The organism is Geodermatophilus sp. SYSU D01036, assembly GCF_054050435.1.
The window spans coordinates 266,072-289,853 of the sequence record NZ_JBJGZJ010000001.1 but is presented as its reverse complement, the minus strand read 5'-3'; the positions used below and the strand labels follow the sequence as shown (position 1 = coordinate 289,853).

Annotated in this window: 23 protein-coding genes; 10 read left to right on the top strand and 13 right to left on the bottom strand. The window is 75.3% G+C overall.

All coding sequences use genetic code 11. The annotated features are described in order from the left end of the window. Nucleotides 1-396 precede the first annotated feature (396 nt). From ACI8AR_RS01580 to ACI8AR_RS01555, 6 genes are all read left to right on the top strand, one after another. A complete protein-coding gene (locus tag ACI8AR_RS01580; protein WP_457049410.1) occupies nucleotides 397-1,695 on the top strand; it encodes a glycosyltransferase in 1,299 nt (432 codons plus the stop codon). A 287-nt stretch (nucleotides 1,696-1,982) separates the two neighbouring features. Next, on the top strand, nucleotides 1,983-2,630 hold the full coding sequence (locus tag ACI8AR_RS01575; protein ID WP_457049409.1) for a response regulator: 648 nt from the start codon (nucleotides 1,983-1,985) through the stop codon (nucleotides 2,628-2,630). A 154-nt stretch (nucleotides 2,631-2,784) separates the two neighbouring features. Next, the gene (locus ACI8AR_RS01570; protein ID WP_457049408.1) at nucleotides 2,785-4,794 is read left to right on the top strand and encodes a thioredoxin domain-containing protein; all 2,010 of its coding nucleotides are present in this window, start codon (nucleotides 2,785-2,787) and stop codon (nucleotides 4,792-4,794) included. Nucleotides 4,795-4,851: 57 nt separating this feature from the next. Continuing rightward, a complete protein-coding gene (locus ACI8AR_RS01565; protein ID WP_456926448.1) occupies nucleotides 4,852-5,454 on the top strand; it encodes a hypothetical protein in 603 nt (200 codons plus the stop codon). A gap of 19 nt (nucleotides 5,455-5,473) precedes the next feature. Further along, a complete protein-coding gene (locus tag ACI8AR_RS01560) occupies nucleotides 5,474-6,130 on the top strand; it encodes a maleylpyruvate isomerase N-terminal domain-containing protein (RefSeq protein ID WP_457049407.1) in 657 nt (218 codons plus the stop codon). Nucleotides 6,131-6,224: 94 nt separating this feature from the next. Further along, entirely contained in the window at nucleotides 6,225-7,478 is a 1,254-nt protein-coding gene (locus tag ACI8AR_RS01555) for a geranylgeranyl reductase family protein (protein ID WP_457049406.1), read from the top strand. Between the two features lie 6 nt (nucleotides 7,479-7,484). Here ACI8AR_RS01555 and trhA read toward each other — a convergent pair whose 3' ends face one another. Continuing rightward, complete coding sequence (gene trhA / locus ACI8AR_RS01550) at nucleotides 7,485-8,297, bottom strand: PAQR family membrane homeostasis protein TrhA (RefSeq protein WP_457049405.1); 813 nt, start codon at nucleotides 8,295-8,297, stop codon at nucleotides 7,485-7,487. Between the two features lie 137 nt (nucleotides 8,298-8,434). Between trhA and ACI8AR_RS01545 the strand changes: the two genes are divergently transcribed. The 4 genes from ACI8AR_RS01545 to ACI8AR_RS01530 all read left to right on the top strand — a co-directional run bounded on the left by ACI8AR_RS01545 (nucleotide 8,435) and on the right by ACI8AR_RS01530 (nucleotide 12,300). Continuing rightward, nucleotides 8,435-9,214 (top strand): isoprenyl transferase, encoded by a 780-nt coding sequence (locus tag ACI8AR_RS01545; protein ID WP_457049404.1) that lies wholly within the window; start codon nucleotides 8,435-8,437, stop codon nucleotides 9,212-9,214. Between the two features lie 13 nt (nucleotides 9,215-9,227). Beyond that, nucleotides 9,228-10,445, top strand: coding sequence for a DUF885 domain-containing protein (locus ACI8AR_RS01540; protein WP_457049403.1), 1,218 nt, complete (start codon nucleotides 9,228-9,230; stop codon nucleotides 10,443-10,445). A 3-nt stretch (nucleotides 10,446-10,448) separates the two neighbouring features. Further along, nucleotides 10,449-10,736 carry a hypothetical protein gene (locus ACI8AR_RS01535; protein WP_457049402.1) on the top strand — a complete coding sequence of 96 codons (288 nt, stop codon included), beginning with the start codon at nucleotides 10,449-10,451 and terminating at the stop codon, nucleotides 10,734-10,736. A gap of 268 nt (nucleotides 10,737-11,004) precedes the next feature. Further along, entirely contained in the window at nucleotides 11,005-12,300 is a 1,296-nt protein-coding gene (locus ACI8AR_RS01530; protein WP_457049401.1) for a PhoH family protein, read from the top strand. Between the two features lie 94 nt (nucleotides 12,301-12,394). On the opposite strand, the gene ACI8AR_RS01525 is transcribed toward ACI8AR_RS01530, so the two are convergent. The 12 genes from ACI8AR_RS01525 to ACI8AR_RS01470 all read right to left on the bottom strand — a co-directional run bounded on the left by ACI8AR_RS01525 (nucleotide 12,395) and on the right by ACI8AR_RS01470 (nucleotide 23,719). Next, complete coding sequence (locus tag ACI8AR_RS01525) at nucleotides 12,395-12,982, bottom strand: hypothetical protein (RefSeq protein WP_457049400.1); 588 nt, start codon at nucleotides 12,980-12,982, stop codon at nucleotides 12,395-12,397. Then, complete coding sequence (locus ACI8AR_RS01520; RefSeq protein ID WP_457049399.1) at nucleotides 12,955-13,311, bottom strand: type IV toxin-antitoxin system AbiEi family antitoxin domain-containing protein; 357 nt, start codon at nucleotides 13,309-13,311, stop codon at nucleotides 12,955-12,957. Before ACI8AR_RS01520 ends, ACI8AR_RS01525 begins: the two co-directional genes overlap by 28 nt. 145 nt (nucleotides 13,312-13,456) lie before the next feature. Beyond that, nucleotides 13,457-13,702 carry a hypothetical protein gene (locus tag ACI8AR_RS01515; protein ID WP_456926439.1) on the bottom strand — a complete coding sequence of 82 codons (246 nt, stop codon included), beginning with the start codon at nucleotides 13,700-13,702 and terminating at the stop codon, nucleotides 13,457-13,459. After that, nucleotides 13,699-16,470 (bottom strand): hypothetical protein, encoded by a 2,772-nt coding sequence (locus ACI8AR_RS01510; protein WP_457049398.1) that lies wholly within the window; start codon nucleotides 16,468-16,470, stop codon nucleotides 13,699-13,701. Before ACI8AR_RS01510 ends, ACI8AR_RS01515 begins: the two co-directional genes overlap by 4 nt. Beyond that, entirely contained in the window at nucleotides 16,457-18,487 is a 2,031-nt protein-coding gene (gene flhA, locus ACI8AR_RS01505) for a flagellar biosynthesis protein FlhA (RefSeq protein WP_457049397.1), read from the bottom strand. Before flhA ends, ACI8AR_RS01510 begins: the two co-directional genes overlap by 14 nt. 89 nt (nucleotides 18,488-18,576) lie before the next feature. Next, nucleotides 18,577-19,725 carry an EscU/YscU/HrcU family type III secretion system export apparatus switch protein gene (locus ACI8AR_RS01500; protein WP_457049396.1) on the bottom strand — a complete coding sequence of 383 codons (1,149 nt, stop codon included), beginning with the start codon at nucleotides 19,723-19,725 and terminating at the stop codon, nucleotides 18,577-18,579. Between the two features lie 6 nt (nucleotides 19,726-19,731). Then, the gene (fliR, locus tag ACI8AR_RS01495; RefSeq protein WP_456926435.1) at nucleotides 19,732-20,496 is read right to left on the bottom strand and encodes a flagellar biosynthetic protein FliR; all 765 of its coding nucleotides are present in this window, start codon (nucleotides 20,494-20,496) and stop codon (nucleotides 19,732-19,734) included. Nucleotides 20,497-20,501: 5 nt separating this feature from the next. Continuing rightward, a complete protein-coding gene (fliQ, locus tag ACI8AR_RS01490; protein ID WP_387987863.1) occupies nucleotides 20,502-20,777 on the bottom strand; it encodes a flagellar biosynthesis protein FliQ in 276 nt (91 codons plus the stop codon). Next, on the bottom strand, nucleotides 20,774-21,592 hold the full coding sequence (fliP, locus tag ACI8AR_RS01485; RefSeq protein WP_457049395.1) for a flagellar type III secretion system pore protein FliP: 819 nt from the start codon (nucleotides 21,590-21,592) through the stop codon (nucleotides 20,774-20,776). Before fliP ends, fliQ begins: the two co-directional genes overlap by 4 nt. Further along, nucleotides 21,592-21,996, bottom strand: coding sequence for a FliO/MopB family protein (locus tag ACI8AR_RS01480; protein ID WP_457049394.1), 405 nt, complete (start codon nucleotides 21,994-21,996; stop codon nucleotides 21,592-21,594). The genes fliP and ACI8AR_RS01480 overlap by 1 nt, the downstream gene beginning before the upstream one ends. Beyond that, nucleotides 21,993-22,754 carry a flagellar motor switch protein FliN gene (gene fliN / locus ACI8AR_RS01475; RefSeq protein ID WP_457049393.1) on the bottom strand — a complete coding sequence of 254 codons (762 nt, stop codon included), beginning with the start codon at nucleotides 22,752-22,754 and terminating at the stop codon, nucleotides 21,993-21,995. Before fliN ends, ACI8AR_RS01480 begins: the two co-directional genes overlap by 4 nt. Further along, the gene (locus tag ACI8AR_RS01470) at nucleotides 22,751-23,719 is read right to left on the bottom strand and encodes a flagellar motor switch protein FliM (RefSeq protein WP_457049392.1); all 969 of its coding nucleotides are present in this window, start codon (nucleotides 23,717-23,719) and stop codon (nucleotides 22,751-22,753) included. Before ACI8AR_RS01470 ends, fliN begins: the two co-directional genes overlap by 4 nt. Nucleotides 23,720-23,782: the final 63 nt, after the last annotated feature.

The window sequence follows — 23,782 nt, the reverse complement described above, 5'->3', positions numbered from 1 at the left end:
ACCGGAACCGTGCGACGCGGGGTCGGCGGTCCGCATCCCGCAACGAAGCGACACCGCGGGCCGACTTCCGGGGGGCACGGCGCTGACCTCTGCAGGGGAGTGAGGCGCCGGTCACCGGGAGGGGGCGCTCGCCAGGTCAGGGGAGCGCGACACCGCGACGCCCCGGCGTCGTCCGGTCGCCCCACCGCAGGGAGGGTCGCCCGTGCGGCGGGGGCGCACCCCCCGAGCGAGTGGGTCCCCCCGACCCCGGGAAGTCCGGGCACGACCTCGCTTCGCGGCGGGATGTCGCCGCCCGTCCTGTGTCGGAACATCCGGGGAAGGCCGGTCCAGCGGAGGTCCGCTCAGGGGACGCGGGCCCCTCCCGCTCCCAGGCCGACACCCCGGCGGAGGCGACCGATGTCCGTGGTGCTCGTCGTGCTGACGGCGCTGTCGCTCATCCTGTCGCTGCAAGCGGGTTACGCGCTGTACATGATGGTCTACACCTGGGACCAGCCGGAGGCGGAGCGGCGAGCCAGGGCGCCGGACGTGTTCGCGTCGCCGGCGGTGTCGTTCACGGTCCTCCTACCGGCACGGCACGAGGAAGACGTCATCGCCCAGACCATCGAGAACGTCATGCGGGCGAACTACCCGTCGCAGTTGCTGCAGGTCTTCGTGATCTGCCGGGTCGACGACGAGGGCACCATCGAGCGGGCGCTGGCCAAGCTCGAGCAGCTCGCCGACGTGGGGCTGGAGAACGTCGACATCGTGGTGTTCGACGACGACCCGATCAACAAGCCGCACGGGATGAACCACGCGCTGGCCTTCGCCACCGGGGACGTGGTGACGATCTTCGATGCCGAGGACGACATGCACCCCGACATCTTCAACATCGTCAACACCGTCATGGTCGAGGAGAGCGTGAAGGTCGTGCAGGCCGGCGTCCAGCTCATGAACTACACGTCCCGCTGGTACTCGGTGCTGAACGTGCTGGAGTACTTCTTCTGGTTCAAGAGCCGGCTGCACTACCACGCCAAGTACGGGGCGATCCCGCTGGGCGGGAACACGGTCTTCTTCAGCCGCGACGTCCTGGACCGCCTCGGTGGATGGGACGAGACGAACCTGACCGAGGACGCCGACATGGGCCTGCGGGTCAGCCAGATGGGCGAGCGGGTCCGCGTCATCTACGACGACCGCTACGTGACCCGCGAGGAGACCCCGCCGACGCTGACCCACTTCATCAAGCAGCGCACCCGGTGGTGCCAGGGGTTCATGCAGACCCTGGCCAAGGGGACCTGGAAGCACATGCCGACCCGGACCCAGCGGTGGCTGGCCTTCTACACCCTCGCCTTCCCCAACGCCCAGGCCGTGCTCGGGATCTACGTGCCGTTCTCGCTGCTGATGATGTTCACCCTGCGGGCACCCGTGGGGATCGCCCTCATCTCCTACGTGCCGGTCGTGCTGCTCGCCGCGCACTTCATGATCCACGTCGTGGGCCTGTACGAGTTCACCGAGGCGCACGGGCTCAAGCCGTCCAGGACGATGATCCTCCGGATGGCCGTCGCGTGGTTCCCCTACCAGGTGCTGCTCGCCTACGCGGCTCTGCGCGCTCTGGCACGGCACCTGCGCGGCGTGCACAACTGGGAGAAGACCGCCCACACCGGCCAGCACCGGGGAGCGGCCGCTGCTCGGCCCGGCGTGGAACCCACGCGCGCCTGACCGGGGCCTCTCGCTCCGGGGGAGTCCGGCCGGGCCTTCTGGGGAGCGGCGCTCCCCCGGAGCGGGGAGGGGTCGCCGTGGGGACGCCGCTGACCTGCAGCGACGCTCCCGACCCCCGCGGTACGAGGGCGCGTGGCCGACGCTGCCGCGGGCGGAGGGGACGAGTGGCGGGACGAGCCGGGTTCCCCTGACCGACGGAGTCCCTGGACCCTGTCGAGGGGAGCTCAGGGACCCATGCTGGGAGTGGTCAGCCCAGGCCCGACGACCGAGTCCTAGAGGTGGTGGCCGTGGCCGTCCGGATCCTGCTCGCCGACGACCACACGGTGGTCCGCCAGGGACTGCGCATGTACCTCGAGCTGGAGGACGAGCTCGAGGTGGTGGGGGAGGCCGCGAGCGGGGAGCAGGCGGTGACGCTGGCCCGGGAGCTCCGCCCCGACGTGGTGGTGATGGACCTGCTGATGGACGGCATGGACGGGATCTCCGCCACCGAGGTCATCCGCACGGAGATGCCCGACGTCGAGGTGCTCGCGCTGACCAGCGTGCTGGAGAACGCGTCGGTGGTGGGAGCGGTGCGCGCCGGGGCGGTGGGGTACCTGCTGAAGGACACCGAGGGCCCGGAACTGCTGCGCGCCATCCGGGCCGCAGCGGCCGGGCAGGTGTACCTCTCGCCCGCCGCGGCGGCCCGGCTGGTGCGCGAGGTCACGGCCCCGGTCGCGCCGGCGCAGCTGACGCCGCGCGAGTCGCAGGTACTGGTGCTGCTGGCCAAGGGCAGGGCCAACAAGGAGATCGCCCGCGAGCTGCGCATCGGGCAGCAGACGGTCAAGACGTACGTGAGCAACATCCTGAGCAAGCTCGGCGTGCGCAGCAGGACCCAGGCGGCGTTGTACGCCGTGCAGGCGGGTCTGCTGCCGGTGCAGGAGCTGTCGGTGCCCTGACCGGGGGCGGGGGCTCCGCCCGTGCGGCCCCGCGGGCGGCAGTCCGGGCTCCGTCTCGTCGTCGCGGTGGTCCTCTGCCACGGTGGGGACCTGGTGTCGCGGTGGCCGAGCGCCGGGGCGCCCCGTCCTCCGATCCGACGCCGGGAGGCGCCAGATGGTGAACCGTCTCGCCGCCGCGACCAGCCCCTACCTGCTGCAGCACGCGGACAACCCGGTCGACTGGCGCGAGTGGGGGGAGGAGGCCTTCGCCGAGGCGCGCGAGCGGGACGTCCCGGTGCTGGTGAGCGTCGGGTACGCGGCCTGCCACTGGTGTCACGTGATGGCGCACGAGTCGTTCGAGGACGAGGCGACCGCGGCGCAGATGAACGCCGGGTTCGTGTGCGTGAAGGTCGACCGCGAGGAGCGGCCCGACGTCGACAGCGTCTACATGACCGCCACCCAGGCGCTCACCGGCTCCGGCGGCTGGCCGATGACCGTCTTCACCACCCCGGACGGGCGGCCGTTCTACTGCGGCACCTACTACCCGCCGCGCCCCGCCGGCGGCATGCCCGCGTTCCGGCAGGTGCTCGCCGCCGTCTCCGAGGCCTGGACGCAGCGCCGCGAGCAGCTGGAGGAGGCCGGCACCCAGATCGCCGAGGGGATCTCCCGCCGCCTGGACCTCGGGCCGCCCACGCCGCTGTCGGCCGCCGACCTCGACGGCGCCGCGGCCGCGGTCGCCGCCGACCACGACGACCGGCACGGCGGGTTCGGCGGCGCCCCGAAGTTCCCGCCGTCGATGCTGCTGGAGTTCCTGCTGCGGCACGCCGCCCGCAGCGGGGACGCGCGGTCGCTGGAGGTGGCCCGCCGCACGCTGGAGGCGATGGCGCGCGGCGGCATCCACGACCAGCTGGCCGGCGGCTTCGCCCGCTACTCGGTCGACGCGCGCTGGGTGGTGCCGCACTTCGAGAAGATGCTCTACGACAACGCGCTGCTCCTGCGCGTGTACCTGCACCTGTGGCGGGCCACCGGCGAGGAGTGGGCGCGCCGCGTGGCCGACGCGACCGCCGCCTTCCTCGTCCGCGACCTGGGCACGCCCGAGGGCGGCTTCGCCAGCGCCCTCGACGCCGACACCGACGGCGTCGAGGGCCTGACCTACGTGTGGACGCCGGCCCAGCTCACCGAGGTGCTCGGCGACGACGACGGGCTCTGGGCCGCGGAGCTGTTCGCGGTGACCGAGCACGGGACGTTCGAGCACGGCACCTCCACGCTGCAGCTGCTCCGCGACCCCGGCGACGACCCCGAGGACGCCGCCCGCCTCGCCTCCGTGCGCGAGCGGCTGCTGGCCGCCCGCGCCCGGCGCCCGCAGCCGGCCCGCGACGACAAGGTCGTCACCGCCTGGAACGGGCTGGCGATCGCCGCGCTGGCCGAGCACGGCGTCCTCACCGGCACCCGCGCGTCGGTGGAGGCCGCCCGCCGCGCGGCGGAGCTCCTCGCGGACGTGCACTGGGTCGGCGGGCGGCTGCGGCGGGCCTCGCGGGACGGCGTCGCCGGCGCCCCGGTCGCGGTGCTCGAGGACCACGGCGACCTCGCCGAGGGGCTGCTCGCGCTGCACCAGGCGACCGGCGAGGGCCGGTGGCTGGAGTGGGCCGGCGACCTGCTCGACGTCGTCGCGGAGCAGTTCCTCGACGCCGAGGGGTGGCACGACACCGCCGCCGACGCCGAGGCGCTGGTGCACCGCCCGTTCGACCCCGCCGACGGGCCGACGCCGGCCGGGGTCGCCGCGGCCGCGGGGGCGTTCGTCACCTACGCGGCGCTGGCCGGGTCGCCGCGGCACCGCGAGCTCGGCGAGGCCGCCACCGGGCAGCTCGGCGTGCTGGTGCGCCGGGCGCCGCGGGCGGCGGGCTGGGCCGCGGCGGTGGGGGAGGCGCTGCTCGCCGGGCCCCTGGAGGTCGCCGTCAGCGGGCCGGCCGGGCCGGAGCGGGACGCGCTCGCCGCGGTCGCGCGGGGGTCGACGAGCCCCGGCGCCGTCGTCGTGGTGGGGGAGCCCGACGCCCCTGGGGTGCCGCTGCTGGCCGACCGGCCGGCCGTCGGCGGACGCCCCGCCGCCTACGTGTGCCGGGGCTTCGTCTGCTCCGCGCCGGTGACCGACGTGTCCGCTCTCGGCGCAGCGATGGCCCCTTCCTGACACCGTCCTGCGGTCTTACCGTGTAATCACGTAAGCACTGCACTGGAGGAGGCCGTCGTGCACGGACACCACCACCGCTTCGCAGACTCACCCTTCGCCCGCATGGGCGCCCCCGGCTGGCGCCGGCGCGGCCCGGGCGGCCGCGGGGGCGACACCCCGCCGGTCGACCGCGCCGAGGTCGCCGGCTGGTTCGCCGGGCGGCTGCCCGACGGCTGGTTCACCGGGCCGGCCGACATCACCGTCGACCGGGACGAGATCACCGTCGTCGGCCCGCTCGCCGAGCCCGACGCCGGCGAGGGCGACCCGACCGCCGCTCGCGCCGGCCGCATCGCCCGCTTCCGCGAGGACACCCGCGGTCAGCGGATGGCCATCGCCGACGCCGCCCAGGAGCGCTACGGCCGCTCGGTGGCCTGGGGCGCCGCGTGCGGCGACGTCCGGGAGGTGTTCACCAACGCCTCGGTGCCGGTGATGACCCGGCTGCGCCAGCCCGAGCGACTGGTGCTCGACACGCTCGTCGACGCCGGCGTCGCCCGCTCCCGCTCGGAGGCCCTGGTGTGGGCCGTGCGCCTGGTCGGGCAGCACGCCGACGCCTGGCTGACCGAGCTGCGCGACGCCATGGCCTCGGTGGAGGAGGTCCGGGCGCGCGGCCCGGAGCTGTGAGCCCTGCCAGGCTGGCGGGGTGAGCCTGGAACTGCTGCGGTCGGCCTACGGCGCCCTCGGCGGGCTGGTCGCCGACCTGACGCCCGCCGAGGCCTGGCAGCCCAGCGGCTGCGCCGGCTGGACGGTCCTCGACCTCACCCAGCACCTGCTCGACGACGCCCGCCGGGGCCTGGTCGCCCTGGCCACCCCGGCGGAGGCGCCGGCCACCACCGACGCGGTCGCCTACTGGCGGGCCTGGCAGCCCGCGCCGGACGAGGACGACGACACGCTGTGGCGGACCCGCGTGCGGGCCAGCGTGATGGACGGCCTGCGCGGGCTGGCGCCGCTCTACGTCCAGACGGCGGCCGCGGTCGGGGTGGCGGCCGGCCGCGTCGGGCCCGGTGAGCTGGTGGGCACCCAGGGCTGGGTCGTCCGCGTCGACGACCTGCTGTCCACGCTCGCCGTCGAGGCCGCCGTCCACCACCTGGACCTGGTGGCGCACCTGGACCGGCCGGGACCCGCGCCGGAGCTGCTGGCCGAGGTGCGCCGGGTGCTCGAGGGCCTGCTCGGCGGCCCGCTGCCGCCCGGCTGGGACGACGCCACCGCCGTCCGCCGCGGCACCGGCCGGGAGCCGCTGTCCGACGCCGACCGCGCCGCGCTGGGGGACGCCGCCGCCCGGTTCCCCCTGTTCGGCTGAGGAGGACCACCCTTCCCCCCACGCCTCGCAGGCCCGCCGCGGGCCCCTGGAGGGCCGCCGTTCCAGCACCTCACCGTCGGGGACACTGGACGACGTGCCAGCAGCTGCCGCCGTCCCCGCCGCGACCGACGTCCTCGTGGTGGGGGCCGGGCCGGCGGGCTCGGCGGCGGCCGCGTGGGCCGCGCGCGCAGGCCACGACGTGCTGCTCGCCGACGCCGCCGTCTTCCCGCGCGACAAGACCTGCGGCGACGGGCTGACACCCCGCGCGGTCGCGGAGCTCGACCACCTCGGCCTCGGCGACTGGGTGCGCGGGCACACCCGCAACCGGGGTCTGCGCGCCGCCGGGTTCGGGCGGCAGTGGGAGCTGCCCTGGCCGGGCGGGGAGTTCCCCGACCACGGCAGCGCGGTGCCGCGCACCGAGCTCGACGCCCGCATCCGGGAGGTCGCGCTCGGCTCGGGGGCGGTCCCGGTCGACGGCGCGCGGGCGGTCGACGTCGAGCGCGACGGCGACCGGGTCCGTGCCGTGGTGCTCGAGCTCGCCGACGACAGCCGGGTGCGCGTCGCCTGCCGACGGCTGGTCGTCGCCGACGGCGTGCGGTCCCCGCTGGGCCGGGTGCTCGGCCGGGAGTGGCACCGCGACACCGCCTACGGCGTCGCCGCCCGCAGCTACGTCCGCTCCGGCCGCAGCGACGACGAGTGGATCTCCTCGCACCTCGAGCTGCGCGGTGAGGAGGGCGAGCTGCTGTCGGGCTACGGCTGGGTCTTCCCGCTGGGCGCCGCGGCCGGGGAGGTCAACCTCGGCGTGGGCACCCTGGCGACCGCCCGGCGGCCGGCCGGCGTGCAGCTCAAGGCGCTGCTGGAGTTCTACGCCGAGGCGCGGCGCGAGGAGTGGCAGCTCGACGGGCCGGTCCGCGACGTCGCGTCCGCGCTGCTGCCCATGGGCGGCGCCGTCTCCGGTGTCGCGGGCCGGAACTGGGCGCTGGTCGGTGACGCCGCCGGCTGCGTGAACCCGCTCAACGGCGAGGGCATCGACTACGGCCTGGAGACCGGGCGGGCCGTCGTCGACCTGTTCGCCGAGGACGACTGGTCGCGCGCCTGGCCGGCGACGCTGCGCCGTCACTACGGCGAGGCCTTCTCGATCGCCCGGCGGCTGGCCGGGCTGCTCACGGTGCCCCGGTTCCTGCCCACGGCCGGCCCGCTCGGGATGCGGTCCCGGGCGCTGATGACCGTGGCGCTGCGGGTGATGGGCAACCTGGTCAGCGAGCAGGACCGCGACGTCGTCGCGCGGGCCTGGCGGGCGGCGGGCCGGGCGTCGACCCGGTGGGACGAGCGGCCGCCGTTCAGCTGAGCGGGCTCACACGAAGGGCGAGTTGTACATCGCGAAGTAGACGGCGATGTAGTGGCAGATCGCGGCCACCACGGTCATCGCGTGGAAGACCTCGTGGTACCCGAAGACGCCCGGCCACGGGTTCGGCTTCTTGATCGCGTAGGCCACGCCACCGACGGTGTAGAGCACGCCACCCGCCGCCAGCAGCACCAGCGAGGTCACGCCCGCGATGTGCAGGATGTCGGTGAGGATGAAGACCGCGACCCAGCCCAGGCCCACGTAGAGCGGGACACCCACCCAGCGCGGCGCCGTCGGCCAGGTGAGCTTGAGGCAGACGCCGGCCAGCGCACCGGCCCAGACGCCGCCGAGGATCCAGTAGCCCAGCGGCTGGTCGACGGCCAGCAGCGAGAACGGCGTGTACGTGCCCGCGATGAACAGGAAGATCATCGAGTGGTCGAGCCGCTTCATGACCTTCCAGCCGCGCGGTGACCACCGGCGCCGGTGGTAGAGCGCGCTGATGCCGAACAGGCCGCAGATGGTCAGGCAGTAGACGGCGACCGAGAAGCCGGCGCGGGCGCCGAGCACCGAGCCCAGCGGCACGAGGACGGCGCCCGCGACGATCGCGCCGAAGAAGGCGAACAGGTGCAGCCACCCGCGCATCCGCGGCCGGGTGTCGGGGTGGTCCCAGTCCCTGTCCCCGAAGTCCTCGGCGGTCCAGGTCCGTTCGACCTGCTCGTCCTCCTCGAGGACGGCGGCGAGGGCGGGGCCGCGCGGGGCCTCGATCTCGGCGCCGTCGGCCTGTACCCGGACCGGCTCGAGTTCATCGGGAGCAGAGGTCACGCCCCCGAGGTTACGGAGGCGTAGGTGAGCCTGCACCGGCAGCGACCTGTGAGTTCCCCGGCAGCCTCCCGGAGGGGCGACGCGCGGGCGGGAGGCAGCGGAACGGCGGTGTCCCGGGGCGCCTAGGGTGAGGCCCCGTGGGGGCGCGTCAGTGGGTCCGCGACGTCCTGACCCAGATGTACGAGCGTCGCCTGGCCCGGCAGCTGGTGGGCGCAGACGTCCCCCGGCACGTGGGCGCGATCATCGACGGCAACCGCCGCTGGGCCCGCGCCACCGGGCTGCTCGACCCGAATGCCGGCCACCGCCGCGGCGCCGACCGCATCGCCTCGTTCCTCGGCTGGTGCGACGAGGCCGGCGTCGAGGTGGTCACCCTCTTCCTGCTCTCCACCGACAACCTGTCCCGCCCCGAGCCCGAGCTGACGCCGCTGCTGCGGATCATCGAGGGCGTCGCCCTGGACCTGTCGGCGCCCGACCGCCGGTGGCAGCTGCACCCGGTCGGCGCGCTGGGCCTGCTGCCGCCGGAGACGGTCACCGTCCTCAAGGAGGCCGAGGAGGTCACCCGCGACCGGCCGGGCGCCACGGTCAACCTCGCCGTCGGCTACGGCGGCCGCCGGGAGATCGCCGACGCCGTCCGCTCGCTGCTGGCCGAGCACGCCAGCCGGGGGACGTCGCTGGACGAGCTGGTCGAGGTGCTCGACGTCGAGCACATCGCCGAGCACCTCTACACCCGCGGCCAGCCCGACCCGGACCTGGTCATCCGCACCAGCGGCGAGCAGCGGCTGTCGGGCTTCCTGCTCTGGCAGACGGCGCACTCGGAGTTTTACTTCACCGACGTCTACTGGCCCGACTTCCGGCGGGTCGACTTCCTGCGCGCGCTGCGGGCCTACGCGGCGCGGCACCGCCGTTTCGGTGGGTGACAGACTCGGGCCCATGGCACGCGGCGCGGTCGACGTCCCCCTCGAGTACGTACGGCTGGGGCTGCGGTTCGACCGGCTGGAGTCCGGCTTCGTCGACGCCTACACCGGTGAGAAGCGGATCCGCGCCGAGGTCGAGAGCGAGCCGGCGCCGACGCCGCAGGGCCTGCGCGACCAGGCCCGGGCGCTGCTGCAGGAGCTGGACTCGGCCGTGCTCCCGGCCGACCGCGCCGCGTTCCTGCGCGGCCAGCTCACCGGCCTGGAGTGCAGCGCCCGGAAGATGAGCGGCGAGCCGGTGGGCTTCCTCGACGAGGTGCGCAGCTACTTCCAGGTCGACCTCACCCTCGGCGACCCGGCCGCCTACGCAGCCGCGCACGCCGAGCTCGACGGGCTGCTGCCCGGCGAGGGGGCGCTGGCCGAGCGCTACGCCGCGCACCGCCGCCGCGAGGAGTGCCCGCCGCAGCGGCTGGAGGCCGCGGTGCACGCGCTGTCCAGCGCGCTGCGCGACCGGGTGCGCGGCCGGTACGGGCTGCCCGAGGCCGAGACGGTGCGCTACGAGGTGGTCACCGACAAGCCGTGGTCGGGCTTCAACTACTACGAGGGCGACTTCCGCTCGCGGGTGGCGATCAACGCCGACCTGCCGCACCGGCTCAGCCAGCTGGTGCACCTGGTGGCACACGAGTCCTACCCCGGCCACCACACCGAGCACTGCCGCAAGGAGCGCGGGCTGGTCGAGCGGGCCGGCCACCTCGAGCACACCGTGTTCCTCGTCAACACCCCCGAGTGCCTCATGGCCGAGGGGCTGGCCGACCTCGGCGTCGACGCCGCTGTCGGCGACGGCTGGGGGCCGTGGTCGGCCGAGGTGCTCGGCGACCTGGGCCTGCGCTTCGACGGGCACCTCGCCGAGCGGATCGCCGCGGCCGCCGCGCCGCTGAACCGGGTGCGCCAGGACGCCGCGGTGTTGCTGCACGACCGCGGGGCCGACGCCGACGAGGTGGCCGCCTACATCCAGCGCTGGTCGCTGGTCAGCCCCGACCGGGCCCGCCAGCAGCTGCGGTTCCTCACCCACCCGCTGTGGCGGGCCTACATCACCACCTACGTCGAGGGCTACGACCTGCTGCACCGCTGGCTCGGCGCCCGGCCGGCCGGCCAGGACGTCGCCGACCGCTTCGTGCGCCTGCTCGACGAGCCGCTGACCCCCGCCGTCGTCACCGCCGAGCTCTCGGACGCCTGACCGGTGCCCCGCCGCGACCCCCGGGAGGCCCGCGCCCTCGGCCTGTGGACGGCGGGATGGCTGTTCGTGCTCCTGCTCGCCGGCCTGCTGTGGATCGGCGACCTCGCCGTCCAGTGGCCGGTGCTGCTCGTGCCGGTGCTGTGGGCGGCGGCGGCGGCGCGGCCGCGGCGGGGGCGGCGGCCGGAGACCTGGGGGGCGCCGGAGCACGGCGGCCCGGCGCCCACGTGGGAGCTGCCGGCGTCGCGCCCGCTGCCCCGGCCGCCGGACGCGCGGGGGCGCGAGCCGTACTGAGCGGTGCGTGCCCGGCCGTCGCTGGGACGGGCGGTGCGGGTGGGACCCCATCGGGTGAACAGTGCGTTTCGGCGCGCTGCGACCGCGCGCTCCTGTCGGTCCGGAGCTCTAGCGTCCGGGGTGGACGACGGGCCCGCCCCGCCGTCCACGGGAGGCCCGGTTGGTGCTGACGTTCTCGTCGACCAGGGGGGCCGGTGCCCGGCCCCTGCGCCGGGGCCCGGCCACCTTCGAGCCGGGGCGCGGTCTCGCGCCCCAGGGGAGACGACCCGTGACCACTCGCCGCACGTACGTCCTCGACACCTCCGTCCTGCTGTCCGACCCCCGCGCGCTGCTGCGCTTCGGCGACGCCGACGTGGTGCTCCCGCTGGTCGTCATCGGGGAGCTCGAGGACAAGCGGCACCACCCGGAGCTCGGCTGGTTCGCCCGCCAGGCGCTGCGGCTGCTCGACGACCTGCGGGTCACCCACGGCCGGCTCGACGCGCCGGTCCCGGTGGGGGAGGACGGCGGCACGCTGCACGTCGAGCTCAACCACAGCGACGCCGCGGTGCTCCCGGCCGGCTTCCGCAACGACAGCAACGACAGCCGGATCATGGTGGTCGCGCTGAACCTGCGGGCCGAGGGCCGCGACGTCTGCCTGGTCACCAAGGACGTGCCGCTGCGGGTCAAGGCGGCCGCCGTCGGCCTGGAGACCGACGAGTACCGCGCGCTGGACTCGGTCGACGAGGGCTGGACCGGCATGGCGGAGCTCTCGCTGGACGACGCCGAGCTGTCGGGCCTCTACGACACCGGCGAGGTGTACGTGCCGGCGGCCGCGGAGCTGCCCGCGCACACCGGGCTGGTGCTGCTGAGCTCGCGCGGGTCGGCGCTGGGCCGGGTGACGCCGGACAAGCAGGTGCGGCTGGTGCGCGGTGACCGCGAGGCGTTCGGGCTGCACGGGCGCTCGGCCGAGCAGCGGGTGGCGCTGGACCTGCTGCTGGACCCCGAGATCGGCATCGTCTCGCTCGGCGGGCGCGCGGGCACCGGCAAGTCGGCGCTGGCGCTGTGCGCGGGGCTGGAGTCGGTGATGGAGCGGCGGGCGCACAAGAAGGTCGTGATCTTCCGGCCGCTCTACGCCGTCGGCGGGCAGGAGCTCGGGTACCTCCCGGGCAGCGAGGGCGAGAAGATGTCGCCCTGGGCGCAGGCGGTCTACGACACCCTCGGCGCGCTGGTGTCCAAGGAGGTCCTCGACGAGATCGCCGCGCGTGACCTCATCGAGGTGCTGCCGCTGACCCACATCCGCGGCCGCTCGCTGCACGACTCGTTCGTGATCGTCGACGAGGCGCAGTCGCTCGAGCGCGGCGTGCTGCTGACCGTGCTGTCGCGGCTGGGCTCGGGCTCGCGGGTGGTGCTCACCCACGACGTCGCGCAGCGGGACAACCTGCGCGTCGGCCGGCACGACGGCGTCGCGGCGGTGGTCGAGCAGCTCAAGGGGCACCCGCTGTTCGCCCACGTCACGCTGACCCGGTCCGAGCGCTCGCCGATCGCCGCCCTGGTCACCGAGATGCTGGAGGACCTCGAGCTCTGACCGCGGGGTCGCCCGACCGGGCTCCTGCGGTGTCCTCGGCGCTCCTGCGGTCCTGCAACACCGCAGGAGCAGAGGTGACACCGCAGGAGCCCGGTCAGAGCGGTCGTCCGGCCCGGCTGAACGCCCGGCGGACCCGGCGGTCGACCACGGAGGGGGCATCCAGGTCGGCCCAGGTCCAGCGGGCGACCTCCCAGCCCGAGTCGCGGATCTCGTCCTCGCGCAGCTTCTCGCGGAACACGACGTCGCCGGGGTCCCGTCCCTCGTCCGCCCGGTACTTCACCCGCCCGTCGAACTCCCCGACGGTCCGCCGTGCGCGCCAGCCGAAGTCGCAGCGGCCCACCACCGACCGGTCGGACCGCAGGAGCCGCACCTGCAGGTCAGGGGCGGGGAACCCGAGCCGGTGGAGCAGCACCCGGCTGCGGCTCTCGCCGACGCTCTCGCTGCGTCCGTCGGCGAACGCGACGACCCGGGCGGCGCGGCGCGACCCGGGCACCGGCCCCATGCGTTGCAGGCACGCGGCCAGGTCCGCACGAGTCACGCCTCCTGCGGCCAGCGCGGCGTCGGCGGTGACGACCGCGGACTCGAAGGGGACCGACCGCGCCAGGTCCACGACCGTCCGCGCCAGGCCGGTCAGGAGGACGCCGTCGACCAGGGTCAGCTCGTCGTCGGCGAGCCGCGCCACGTGCAGGTGGACCCGGGCACTGCCGCTCCCGGCGGCGGCGGCCGCCTCGTGACGTGCACCCGCTCGGGAGCCACCCGCCACAGCGGCAGGCCGTGGAGGACAGCGGCCGAGGCGTGGCTGATCACGCTGCCGTCCCGGAGCGCAGGCGCCGTCGCCACGACGAGCGCGCGGTGGTGCGGCGCCCCTGCCGTCGGGTCGACGTACGCGCCCCGCCGGATGCGGGTGAGCTCACCCCGCCGGACGGCGGCCGCCAGTTCGCCGTCGGAGAGGCCGGCGGCCAGCGCCTCGGACCTGCGCAGCACCGGTCCCGTGCGCAGCCAGTCGGTCATGCGCCGACCGTCGCCGGTCGCCGGCCGGGCCGACGTGCGCCGGGTGGATCTGTGGACGACGTCCCGGCCTGTGCTCTCGCGGTGTCACCCGCGCTCCTCCGGTGCTGCGAGGCCGCAGGAGCGTGGGTGACACCGCAAGAGCGGGTCAGGCGGCGGGGGTGGGGTCCTCGTCGCGGAGCGCCGGCGCCCGGGACGCGCGCTCGGGGGCCGGGCGGGTCCGCGGCGTCGCGGCCCAGCGCAGCAGTGCCACGGCGCCCCACCCGGCGAGGAGGCACCAGGGCAGCCGGGTGACGACGTCGTCGAGGGTGAAGTCGCCGCGCAGGTACAGCGCGAGCACCGGCAGGGCCAGCACGAACCCCGCCGTGAGGACGTCCCAGCGCAGCGGGCTCATGCCTCAGCGGTCTCCAGCCGCTCGCACAGCAGCGAGGCCCAGCGGTGCGCGGTCGCCCGCACGCCGTCGAGGAGGGCCACCGGCACCGTCGTCCGGCCCAGCACGGCGGCGGGGTCGGCGGTCAGGTCGGAGTCCTGGACGACGAGCGCGTCGACGCGGGGCAGCGCGTCCAGCCACGGGCCGACGTCCTCGGGCTTGCGGGTGGCCTCGACGACCGCCCAGACGGCGACCGGCGAGAAGATCGCCATGACCTGCTCGAGCCACGTCCGGCTCCCGGCACGCATGGGGGCGTCCACCGCGACGACGGTCGGCGTCCCCGCGGCGGCGGCGTCCTGCTTGCGCGCGATCGCGGTGTCGACCGAGGTGATCCGGCTGGACTCGGGCGCGAGCGCGGCGAGGTCGCCGCGGGTGGCCCACTGCAGCCGGTCGCCGTCGAGCCGCATGCCGGCGGCCAGCGAGCGGGCGGCGGCGAGCGTCTCGACGCCGGGGCCGACGACCAGCAGCACCTCGCCGGCACCGGCCGGGGCCGACGGCGCCGCGGGCAGCGCCGCGCCGAGCGCGCGGGTCAGCGCCGCGTAGGTGCCGGACTCGGCGACATCGGCGGGGAAGCCCGCACCGAGCAGGTCCTCCGGCACGCCGAGCGCACGCAGGCGGGCGACGGTGCCGGCGGCCCCGACCATCCGCGGGTCGACCCAGCCGCGGCCCGGCGCCAGCGCGCCGGCCTCGCGGACCGACGGCACGACGACGCGGGCCGGCGTCCACCCGCGGGCGGCGCGGGCGTCGACGGGCAGGCGGGTCACGGTCGCCAGGCCCGGCGCCGGGGCGGCCACGCGGGCGACGGCCTGACCCGGCGCCGGCGGCAGGCGGCGCGCCGGCGGCACCGGCGGGCGCCCGAGCAGCCGCGGCACGGCCAGCTCCGCGCCCGGGGTGGGCGGCGGCAGCAGCGACAGCGGGGGCAGGACGGCGGTCGAGTCCAGCGCCAGCGGGGCCGGGTCGCTGGCGGTCGGCGCGAGCACCGCCTCCTCGGCCTCCCACTCGTCGGACTCGGCCGCGGCGTCGACCCAGCCCGGCTCCTGGTCCACGCGCTGCGAGGGCGCCGGGACCGGCGGGCGGCCGCGGTGCGCGCCGCCCTGGGTGGAGGCGCTGGCGAGCACGCCGCGGAGGATGTCGGTGAGCGCGTCGTCCGGGGTGTCGTGGGCCAGGGCCGCGCGCAGCACCTCGGCGATGGCCTCCTCGCGCCCGGTGACCGGGCCGGTCGGGTCCGCGTCGGCCCAGGCGGCCACCGGCCGGGGCGCCGGCACCTCGACGGGCTCGGCGACGACGGCCGGCAGCACGTCGGTGACCGGCTCGGCCTCGGCCACGACGGCCACGACGGCGACGGCGGTGTCCTCGACGGCGGGGTGCTCGGTCTCGTCGGTGGCGGTCTCGTCCGCCTCCGGACCGAGCAGCTCGGTGAGGAGGGAGTCCTCGGTGTCGTCGCGGTCCTGGGGGTCCTCGTCCGCCGGGGGCTCCTCGACGGCCGGTGCCTCGACCACCGGCTCCTCGACGACGGGCTCCTCGACGACCGGCTCGGCGACGGCGGCGGGTCGGAAGACGGGCACGGGGTCGGCCCACATGTCCACGCCGGGACCGGAGTCGTCGGCGGACCCGGAGACCTCGGGGACCTCGGGAGCCCCGGGCAGCGGCGCCTCGACCACGGGGGCATCGACCACGGGGGCATCGACCACGGGGGCATCGACCACGGGGGCATCGACCACGGGGGCATCGAGCACGGAGACCTCGGCCACGGGCTCCTCGACGACGGGGGCCTCGGCCACCGGGGCGACCGGCTCCGACTCCGGCTCCGGCTCAGGAGCCGCGGGAGCAGGGGCGGGCGCGGCCATCGCGGCGGCGAGGGCGGCGGCCAGCGGCATCGCCGGCGCGGCGGGGGCGGGCTCCGGGGTCCGCAGCACCGACGGGGGCGCGAGCTCCTCGTCCGTGGCCTCGGCGGTCGCGGCGGCGACGGCCTGGACCGCCCGCAGCGCCTCGGCGGCGGACATCGCGGCGGCCGAGCGGACGGCGTCGTCGACGGCCTCGCGGACCTCCCGGTCACCCGCGACGACCTGCGCCAGCGCGGCGGTGAACAGCGAGGGTCCGGCGGGCTCGGCCGGCGGGCGCACCGCCGCCCGAGCGGGCCGCCGGGCGGCCGGGGGCGCGGCTGCGGAGGGCGCGGCTGCGGAGGGGGCGGCAGCGGACGGGGCGGCAGCCGCGCGAGGGGCAGCGGTGCGGACGGCGGTGGCCGGGCGGAAGGCCGCGGTGCCGGCGGCGGGCCGGCGGGTCGCGCCCACCGACGCCCGGGAGTACAGGTCGACGCCCGGGCCGCCGTCGCCGGACCCGAGCAGGCCGGCCAGCTCGGACACCGGGTCCGGCAGCTCGGTCGGGAGGGTCGGGCGCTCGGTGCGGACGGCCGGGCGCGCGGTGGGCCGGGCCGCCGCGGGGCGGCTGCGGTGCAGCTCGGTGGCGCGCAGGAACGCGCCGGTGTCGGCGAGCGGGCCGGGGTCGCGGCTGAGCGCGGCCTCGATCCGGCGGGCCGACTCGGACTTCGGCGCGGGGCCGCGCCGGGCCGGCTCGACGTCCTCCACCTCGGCGACGAACCGCTCGGTGGCGAAGAAGCCCAGCACGCCGCCGGACCGGATGCGGCGCACCCCGGTGATCCGCACCGCGTTGCCGTACCGCTCGCGGGCCGCCGCGACGGCGGCCTCCGGCGTGGGCGCCTCAACGGATGGCAACGGCACCGTTCACCACTCCCAGTGACTCGATCTGGGCCGTCCGGGAGACCTCCGAGTAGGAGATCACCGGCAGGCGGGGGAGGACCTGACGCATCAGGCGGGACAGCGCGGCCCGCACCTGGGGGGAGCAGACGAGGACGGGGGACAGGCCGTGCTGCTCGGCGTCCTCGAGCAGCCCGCTGCACCCGGTGACCAGCGCGTCGACCGAGCCGGCGTCCAGCGCCAGCACCTGGCCGCCGTCGCTGTGCCGCACCGCCTCCAGCAGCCGCTGCTCGAAGGCGGGCTCCAGCGTGAGCACGTGCAGCCGCTCGTCGGGGGTGACGTAGGGGTGGCTGATCGCCGCCCCGAGCGCCGCGCGCACCGCCTCGACCAGCCCGTCCAGGTCGGTGGAGGTCTTCGCACGCAGCGACAGCGCCTCGAAGATGCGCACCAGGTCGCGGATGGAGACGTTCTCGGCCAGCAGCGCGTGCAGCACCCGCTGGATCTCGCCGAGCGTGAGCAGCCCCGGGGTGAGCTCCTCGACGACGACCGGGTGGGTCCGCTTGACCATCTCCACCAGCAGCCGCACGTCCTCGCGGCCGAGCAGCTCGGCGGCGTTCTGGCGGACCACCTCGGCCAGGTGGGTGGTGATGACCGAGGAGCGGTCGACGACGGTCGCGCCGGCCATCTCCGCCTGCCGCTGCAGCTCCACCGGCACCCACTTGGCGGGCAGGCCGAACACCGGCTCGCGGGTGGGCCGGCCCGGCAGCCCGTCGAGGGCGTCGCCGATGGCCAGCACGGTGCCGGCGGGGGAGGTGCCCTTCGCCGCCGGGACGCCGTTGAGCCAGATGACGTACTGCGACGACGGCAGGTCGAGGTTGTCGCGGGTGCGGACCAGCGGGATGACCAGGCCGGTCTCCATCGCGACCTTCCGGCGCAGCGCCTTGACCCGGTCGAGCAGGTCGCCGCCGCGGGAGGAGTCGACGAGGTCGACGAGGTCGAAGGCCACCTCGAGCTCCAGCGGGTCGACCCGCATGCGCTCGGCGATCGCCTCGGGGGAGTCCGGCGCGGGCTCCTCGGAGGCGGCGGGCGCGGGCGTGTCGTCGTCCTCGGCCGGGGTCTCCTGCATCCGCGCGGCCATGACCAGGAACAGCCCGCCGATGACCAGGAACGGCAGCTTCGGCAGCCCCGGGATCAGGCACAGCGCCAGCGCCGCGCCGCCGGCGATGCGCACCGGCTGGCGGAAGCGGCCGAGCTGGGCGAGCAGGTCGCTGCCCATGTCGCCGTCGCTGGCCGAGCGGGTGACGATGATGCCGGTCGCGGTGGACAGCAGCAGCGCGGGGATCTGCGAGACCAGGCCGTCGCCGACGGTCAGCAGCGAGAAGGTGGAGACGGCGTCGCCGGGCGCCATGCCGCGCTGCATGACCCCGACGGCGAAGCCGCCGACCAGGTTGATCAGCGTGATGATGATGGCGGCGATGGCGTCGCCCTTGACGAACTTCGAGGCGCCGTCCATCGAGCCGTAGAAGTCCGCCTCGGCGGTGACCTCGGTGCGCCGCCTGCGCGCCTGCTGCTCGTTGATCAGCCCCGCGTTGAGGTCGGCGTCGATGGCCATCTGCTTGCCGGGCATCGCGTCGAGGGTGAAGCGGGCGCCGACCTCGGCCACGCGGCCGGCACCGTTGGTGATGACGACGAACTGGATGATCGTGAGGATCACGAAGATCACCAGGCCGACGACGAGCGAGCCGCCGATCACGAAGTGCCCGAAGGCCTCGATGACCTTGCCGGCGTAGCCGTCGGTGAGCACCAGCCGCGTCGAGGAGACGTTGAGGGCGAGCCGGAACAGCGTCGCGATGAGGATCAGCGACGGGAAGACCGCGAAGTCCAGCGGCCGCTTGATCTGCATCGCGACCAGCAGGATCAGCAGCGACGCGGTGATGTTCAGGCCCAGCAGCAGGTCCAGCACCGCGGCGGGCAGCGGCACGACCAGCATGAGGACGATGGCCACCACGCCGATCGGCACGGCGGCCTTGGTCATCCCTCGCACGGGCACACCATCGGCAGCCGGGGGTCCCCGGCAGACCGCTGACGGCGCACGAGTCACAGCCGTCCCAGCGTCGCGGGTGCCTACGAGGCGACCGGGGTCCTCCGGCGGCCGGCCCTGGGCAGGCCGGCGACGTCGGGCGCCTCGAACCCCGGCCGGTGGAAGCCGCCGCGCACCCCGCGGGCGCCGAGCTGCATGACGAAGGCCAGCACCCGGGCGACGGCGGTGAACAGCTGCGGCGGCACCTCCTGGCCGAGCTCGCAGGAGGCGTGCAGCGCCCGGGCCAGCGGCACGTCCTGCACCATCGGCACCCGCGCCTCGGCGGCCCGCTCGCGCAGCTTCGCGGCGACCTCGTCGGCGCCCTTGGCCACCACCCGCGGCGCGCCCTTCTCCGGCTCGTACCGCAGCGCGACGGCGACGTGCGTCGGGTTGACCAGCAGGACGTCGGCGGTGGCGACCTCGGCCATCATCCGGTTGCGCGACATGGCCAGCTGCATCGAGCGGCGCTGGCCCTTCACGTGCGGGTCGCCCTCGGACTGCTTGTGCTCCTGCTGGATCTCGTACTTGGTCATCTTGAGCCTGGTCATCGTCTGCTTGCGCACCACGACGTAGTCGGCGATCGCGATGACCAGGCCGGTGATCGCCACGACGCGGAACATGAGGACGGCGGAGGAGGCGAACGTCGCCACCACCGCCGACAGCGGCAGCGCCCCGGACGCCGACACCAGTGCCTGCGCCTCGCTGCTGGTCACGACGACGACGGTGCCGAGCGCCGCCGTCTTGATGACCGCCTTGAGCGCCTCCCACAGGCCGTGGGTGCCGAACATCCGCTTCATCCCGGGGAACGGGTTGAGCTTCTTGAGCGTCGGCTTCATGCCCTTGGTGGCCAGCGCGACCCCGCCCTGCGCGGCCGAGGCGAGCACCCCGACGAGCATGAGCGCGAGCGCCATCGGCAGCGCCGTCTCGAGGAACGTCCTCAGCGCCTCCCCGAGCAGCGCGCCGACGGCGTCGGCCTCCGGGTGCTCGACCACCGACCCGAACCGCACGAACAGCCGGCCCACCGCGTCGAAGGCGTTGCCGACCAGCACGGGCAGGAAGACGCTCGCCGCCGCCACGCCCGCCCAGGTGCCGAGTTCCTGGGTCCGCGGGATCTGCCCCTCCTTGCGCGCCTCCTTGAGGCGCTTGGGAGTGGGCTTCTCGGTCTTCTCACCGCCCTGTCCGTCCTTGGCCACGCGGCCTCACCCGCTCCGGAAGCCGACGATCGCGCGGGTGGCCTGCTCCACCAGCGCGTCCAGCGCCGGTGGCAGCAGCGGGAAGGTCAGCCCGAGCAGCGCCAGGGTCAGCATGATCTTCACGGGGAAGCCGATGGCGAAGATGTTCAGCGCCGGGGCGGCCCGGGACAGCAGGGCGAGGGCGACGTCGGCCAGCAGCAGCACGGCCACCATCGGGCCGGCGATCTGCAGCGCGGCGAGGAACATCATCGAGAACGCCGTCAGCACGACCTGGCCGACGTCCCCGGCCGGGAACCCGCCGCTGACCGGCAGCCCCTCGTAGGAGGTGGCGAACCCGCGCACGATCACGAGGTGCCCGCCGCTGGTGAACAGCAGCGTCGTCGCGAGCAGGTAGTGCAGCTTGCCGATGACCGAGTTGGTGGTCATGGCCAGCGGGTCGTAGGCCGGCTGCAGGGAGAAGCCGCCGGTGAGGTCGATGAGCTCGCCGGCGAACTGCACCGCGGTGAAGAACAGCTGGACGACGAAGCCCAGCGCCGCGCCGATGGCCACCTCGCTGACGGCGGTGACGACGAGGAACCCGGTGGTCGGCTCCGGCAGCCCCGGCGCCACGCGGTCGACCAGGGCGACCGACAGCGCCAGGGCCAGGGCGCCCTTGACCGGCGCCGGGATGGTGCGGGTGGTGAACGGCGGGGCGAGCAGGACGAAGCCGGCCGCCCGGGCGGTGGCCAGCAGCAGGGCCGCGAGGGTGACCGCCGGGACCTCGAGGTCCATGCCGGTCAGGTCCGCCCGAGCAGGCGCGGCAGCTGGTCGAACAGGGTGTGGGTGAAGTCGACCAGCTCGGAGAGCACCCAGTTGCCGGTGACCAGCAGGGCGATGCTCACCGCGATCATCTTGGGGACGAACGACAGCGTCGGTTCCTGGATCTGGGTCGCCGCCTGGAACAGCGAGATGAGGAAGCCGACCAGCAGGGCCGTGAGCAGGACCGGGGCGGCGACCTTGGCGGCCACCATCATGGTCTGGACGGCGATGTCGGTGACGTCGGCGTCGGTCATCCGTAGCTCCCGACCAGCGACGTGGTGATCATCGCCCAGCCGTCGACGACCACGAAGAACAGCAGCTTGAACGGCAGCGACACCATCGACGGCGGCACCATCATCATGCCCATCGACATGAGCGCGGCGCTGACCAGCATGTCCATCACCAGGAACGGGATGAACACGACCAGCCCGATGATGAAGGCGCTCTTGAGCTCGGAGAGGACGAACGCCGGGACCAGCGTCGTCATGCTCACCGCGGCGCGGTCCTCGGGCTGCTCCTCCCCGGACAGGCCGACCATCAGCTGCAGCTCGTCGTCACGGGTGTTGTCGAGCAGGAACTCCTTGAGCGGCACGACGCCGACGTCGTAGGCCTGGGAGACCGACATCGCGCCGTCCATGTAGGGCTGCACGGCGACGTCGTTGATGTCGGAGAGCACCGGCCCCATGACGAACAGCGTCAGGAACAGCGCGATGCCGGTGAGCACCGAGTTCGGCGGCGAGGACTGCAGGCCCAGCGCGTTCCGGGTCAGCGACAGGACGACGACGATCTTGGTGAACGACGTGCACAGCAGCAGCACCGCGGGCGCCACCGACAGCACGGTGATCGCGAGGATCAGCGTGATCGAGGTGCTGGGGCTGCCGTTGCCGACCGAGATGTCGACCCCGCCGTCGACCGCGGGCACGGTCGGTGCCGTGGGTGCGGTCGGCGCGGTGGGCGCCGCCGCGGCCGGACCCGCGAGCAGCACGCCGGCCAGCGCGCAGCCCAGCAGGGCCAGCAGCAGGGTGGCGGCCCGGCGCGCGCGGGGGCGCGCGGGGGCGGTGGCGGTCATCAGCGGCGGACCGTCCGCTCGCGCAGCTGGGTGACGAAGCCCTGCCAGCCCGACCGGTCGAAGACCGAGCCGGCCAGCGCGCCGCCGATGCGGGGCGTGGGGACGGCCGGGCCGCCCGCGGCCGGGGCGGCCGCGGCGCGCTCGGCGAGCGTGGCCTCCACGGCGTCGCCGTCGAGCTCGGCGAGCAGGGTGACCTGCTCCTCGGTGGCGCCGACGACGAGCACCCGGTCGGCGATGCGCAGCACGTTGACCGTGCTGGCGCGGCCCATCCGCTGGCGCGCCACGACCTCGACGAGGCCGCCGCCGGAGCCCAGGCCGCGCTTCTTGGCCAGGCGCGCGGCGAACCACAGCACCCCGCCGACGAAGGCCAGCGACAGGACCAGCCGGATCAGCATCCAGGTCATGCCTGCGCGGCCCCCAGCTCGGTGGCGGCGTCGGTGACGATCTCGCTGATCCGCAGGCCGAAGTCCTCGTCGACGACGACGACCTCGCCGCGCGCGATGAGGGTGCCGTTGACCAGCAGGTCGGCCGGCGCGCTGGCGGCGCGGTCGAGCTCGACCACCTCGCCCGGGTGCAGCGAGAGCAGCTCGCCGACGGTCATCCGGGTGCGGCCGATCTCGACGGTGACCTCCATGGCCACGTGCCGCAGCAGGTCCAGGCTGTTGCGCGGGGTGCGCGGCGCGGTCGGCAGGGTCACCTGCAGCGCGAGCGTGGCCTGGTGGTCGGCGCCGGCCACCAGCGGCACGGCGACGAACATGCCCTTGTCGCGCAGACCGTCGAGCGCGGTCACCGGGTCCTCGGTGCGCTCGGCGTCGACCCGCACCCGGCCCAGGGTGGCCGCGGCGGCCTCGAGCGCGGGGCGCAGCGCGGTCGCGACGTCCATCGGGCCGACGGGGGAGTTGTCGAGCGCCTCGACCACCTCCGCCGACAGCACCAGGACGACGTCGCCGGTGATCTCCCCGGACAGCCGGGCGCCGACCGCGGCGGCCGCGGCGGGCGGGACCGGGACGGCGTCGGGGTCGGTGACCGCGGGCCCGGGGACCAGCTCGGTGCCGGAGGGGACGAGCGCGGCCGCGGCCCGGGCGGCGGCCACCACGACGGCGGTGATGGTCTCTGCAGCAGCGTGGGTGGCGGCCTGGGTGGTGTCGAGCGTGGCGGTCATGCGGGGTCCTTCACGGCGGACGGGGCGGGCACGATGGCGGCGGCCAGCCGGCGGCGGTGGTTGGTGGCGATGGCGTGGGCGAAGACGGCGTCGTTGGTGGTGACCTCGAGCGGCGCGTCCCGCGGGTGCCGCAGCAGCAGCACGTCGCCGACGGTCAGGGAGAGCAGGTCCTCCGAGGACACCTCGAGCGGGCTGAACCGGACGCTGACGTCGACCGGCACCAGCTCCAGGCGGGCGGCGAGCAGCTCGGCGGCGCGCTGCCGGGTGCGCTGTGCCGACTCCGACAGCTGCGGGGAGGCGGCGCTGTCGAGGGCCTGCTGGAAGGAGCTGAAGGGCAGCACCAGCGACGCGGCGCCCTCGCGGCCGCCGATCGACATCGTGTAGCGGGCCACCATCACGGTGTCCGAGCCCGCCGCGGCCTGGGCGAGGGCGGGGTTGTACTCGATGCCGTCGATGGCCGGCTGCAGCTCGGTGACGTGCGCGAACGAGGCGGCGAACTCCTGCAGCAGCCGGGTCAGCAGCGAGGTGGTGATGGTGGTCTCCATCGCCGTCATCGGCCGCTCGGGCTGCTGGGCGGCGCCGGAGCCGCCGAGCAGGTGGTCGACGCCGGCCATCGCCATGTCCAGCGGGTAGGCCAGCAGGCCCTTGCCGCCCAGCGGCTCGATGGTGAACGTCGTCAGGAAGCAGGGGTCGGGCAGCGTGGCGAGAAAGTCGTCGTAGGAGTGCTGCTCGATGCCGTGCAGCTCCATCCGCGCGCCGGTGCGCAGCATCGTGGTGAGGACCGTCGTCGCCTGGCGGGCGAAGGCCTCCTGGGCGATCTGCAGCACGCGGACGTGCTCGCGGGAGAGCTTGGTGGGGCGGCGGAAGTCGTAGGTGCGGGGCGCACCGCGCCGGCCGCGGCCGCCACCGGCCGGCGCCTGCGGCCCGGGCCCTGCGGGCGCGGTCGCGGTGTCGGGGCGGGTCACGGTCCCCTCATCGGCGGGGCCGGGACGCGAACTGACCGGCGGCGCGGGGCGCCGCCGGTCAGC

What these genes read in the sequence shown, in the direction of transcription:
- ACI8AR_RS01520 (WP_457049399.1), bottom strand. Translation starts at nt 13,311, where the DNA reads ATGACCGACTGGCTGCGCACGGGACCGGTGCTGCGCAGGTCCGAGGCG.
- ACI8AR_RS01515 (WP_456926439.1), bottom strand. Translation starts at nt 13,702, where the DNA reads ATGAGCCCGCTGCGCTGGGACGTCCTCACGGCGGGGTTCGTGCTGGCC.
- ACI8AR_RS01570 (WP_457049408.1), top strand. Translation starts at nt 2,785, where the DNA reads ATGGTGAACCGTCTCGCCGCCGCGACCAGCCCCTACCTGCTGCAGCAC.
- ACI8AR_RS01480 (WP_457049394.1), bottom strand. Translation starts at nt 21,996, where the DNA reads ATGACCTGGATGCTGATCCGGCTGGTCCTGTCGCTGGCCTTCGTCGGC.
- flhA (WP_457049397.1), bottom strand. Translation starts at nt 18,487, where the DNA reads ATGACCAAGGCCGCCGTGCCGATCGGCGTGGTGGCCATCGTCCTCATG.
- fliP (WP_457049395.1), bottom strand. Translation starts at nt 21,592, where the DNA reads ATGACCGCCACCGCCCCCGCGCGCCCCCGCGCGCGCCGGGCCGCCACC.
- ACI8AR_RS01580 (WP_457049410.1), top strand. Translation starts at nt 397, where the DNA reads ATGTCCGTGGTGCTCGTCGTGCTGACGGCGCTGTCGCTCATCCTGTCG.
- fliR (WP_456926435.1), bottom strand. Translation starts at nt 20,496, where the DNA reads ATGGACCTCGAGGTCCCGGCGGTCACCCTCGCGGCCCTGCTGCTGGCC.
- fliQ (WP_387987863.1), bottom strand. Translation starts at nt 20,777, where the DNA reads ATGACCGACGCCGACGTCACCGACATCGCCGTCCAGACCATGATGGTG.
- fliN (WP_457049393.1), bottom strand. Translation starts at nt 22,754, where the DNA reads ATGACCGCCACGCTCGACACCACCCAGGCCGCCACCCACGCTGCTGCA.
- ACI8AR_RS01540 (WP_457049403.1), top strand. Translation starts at nt 9,228, where the DNA reads ATGGCACGCGGCGCGGTCGACGTCCCCCTCGAGTACGTACGGCTGGGG.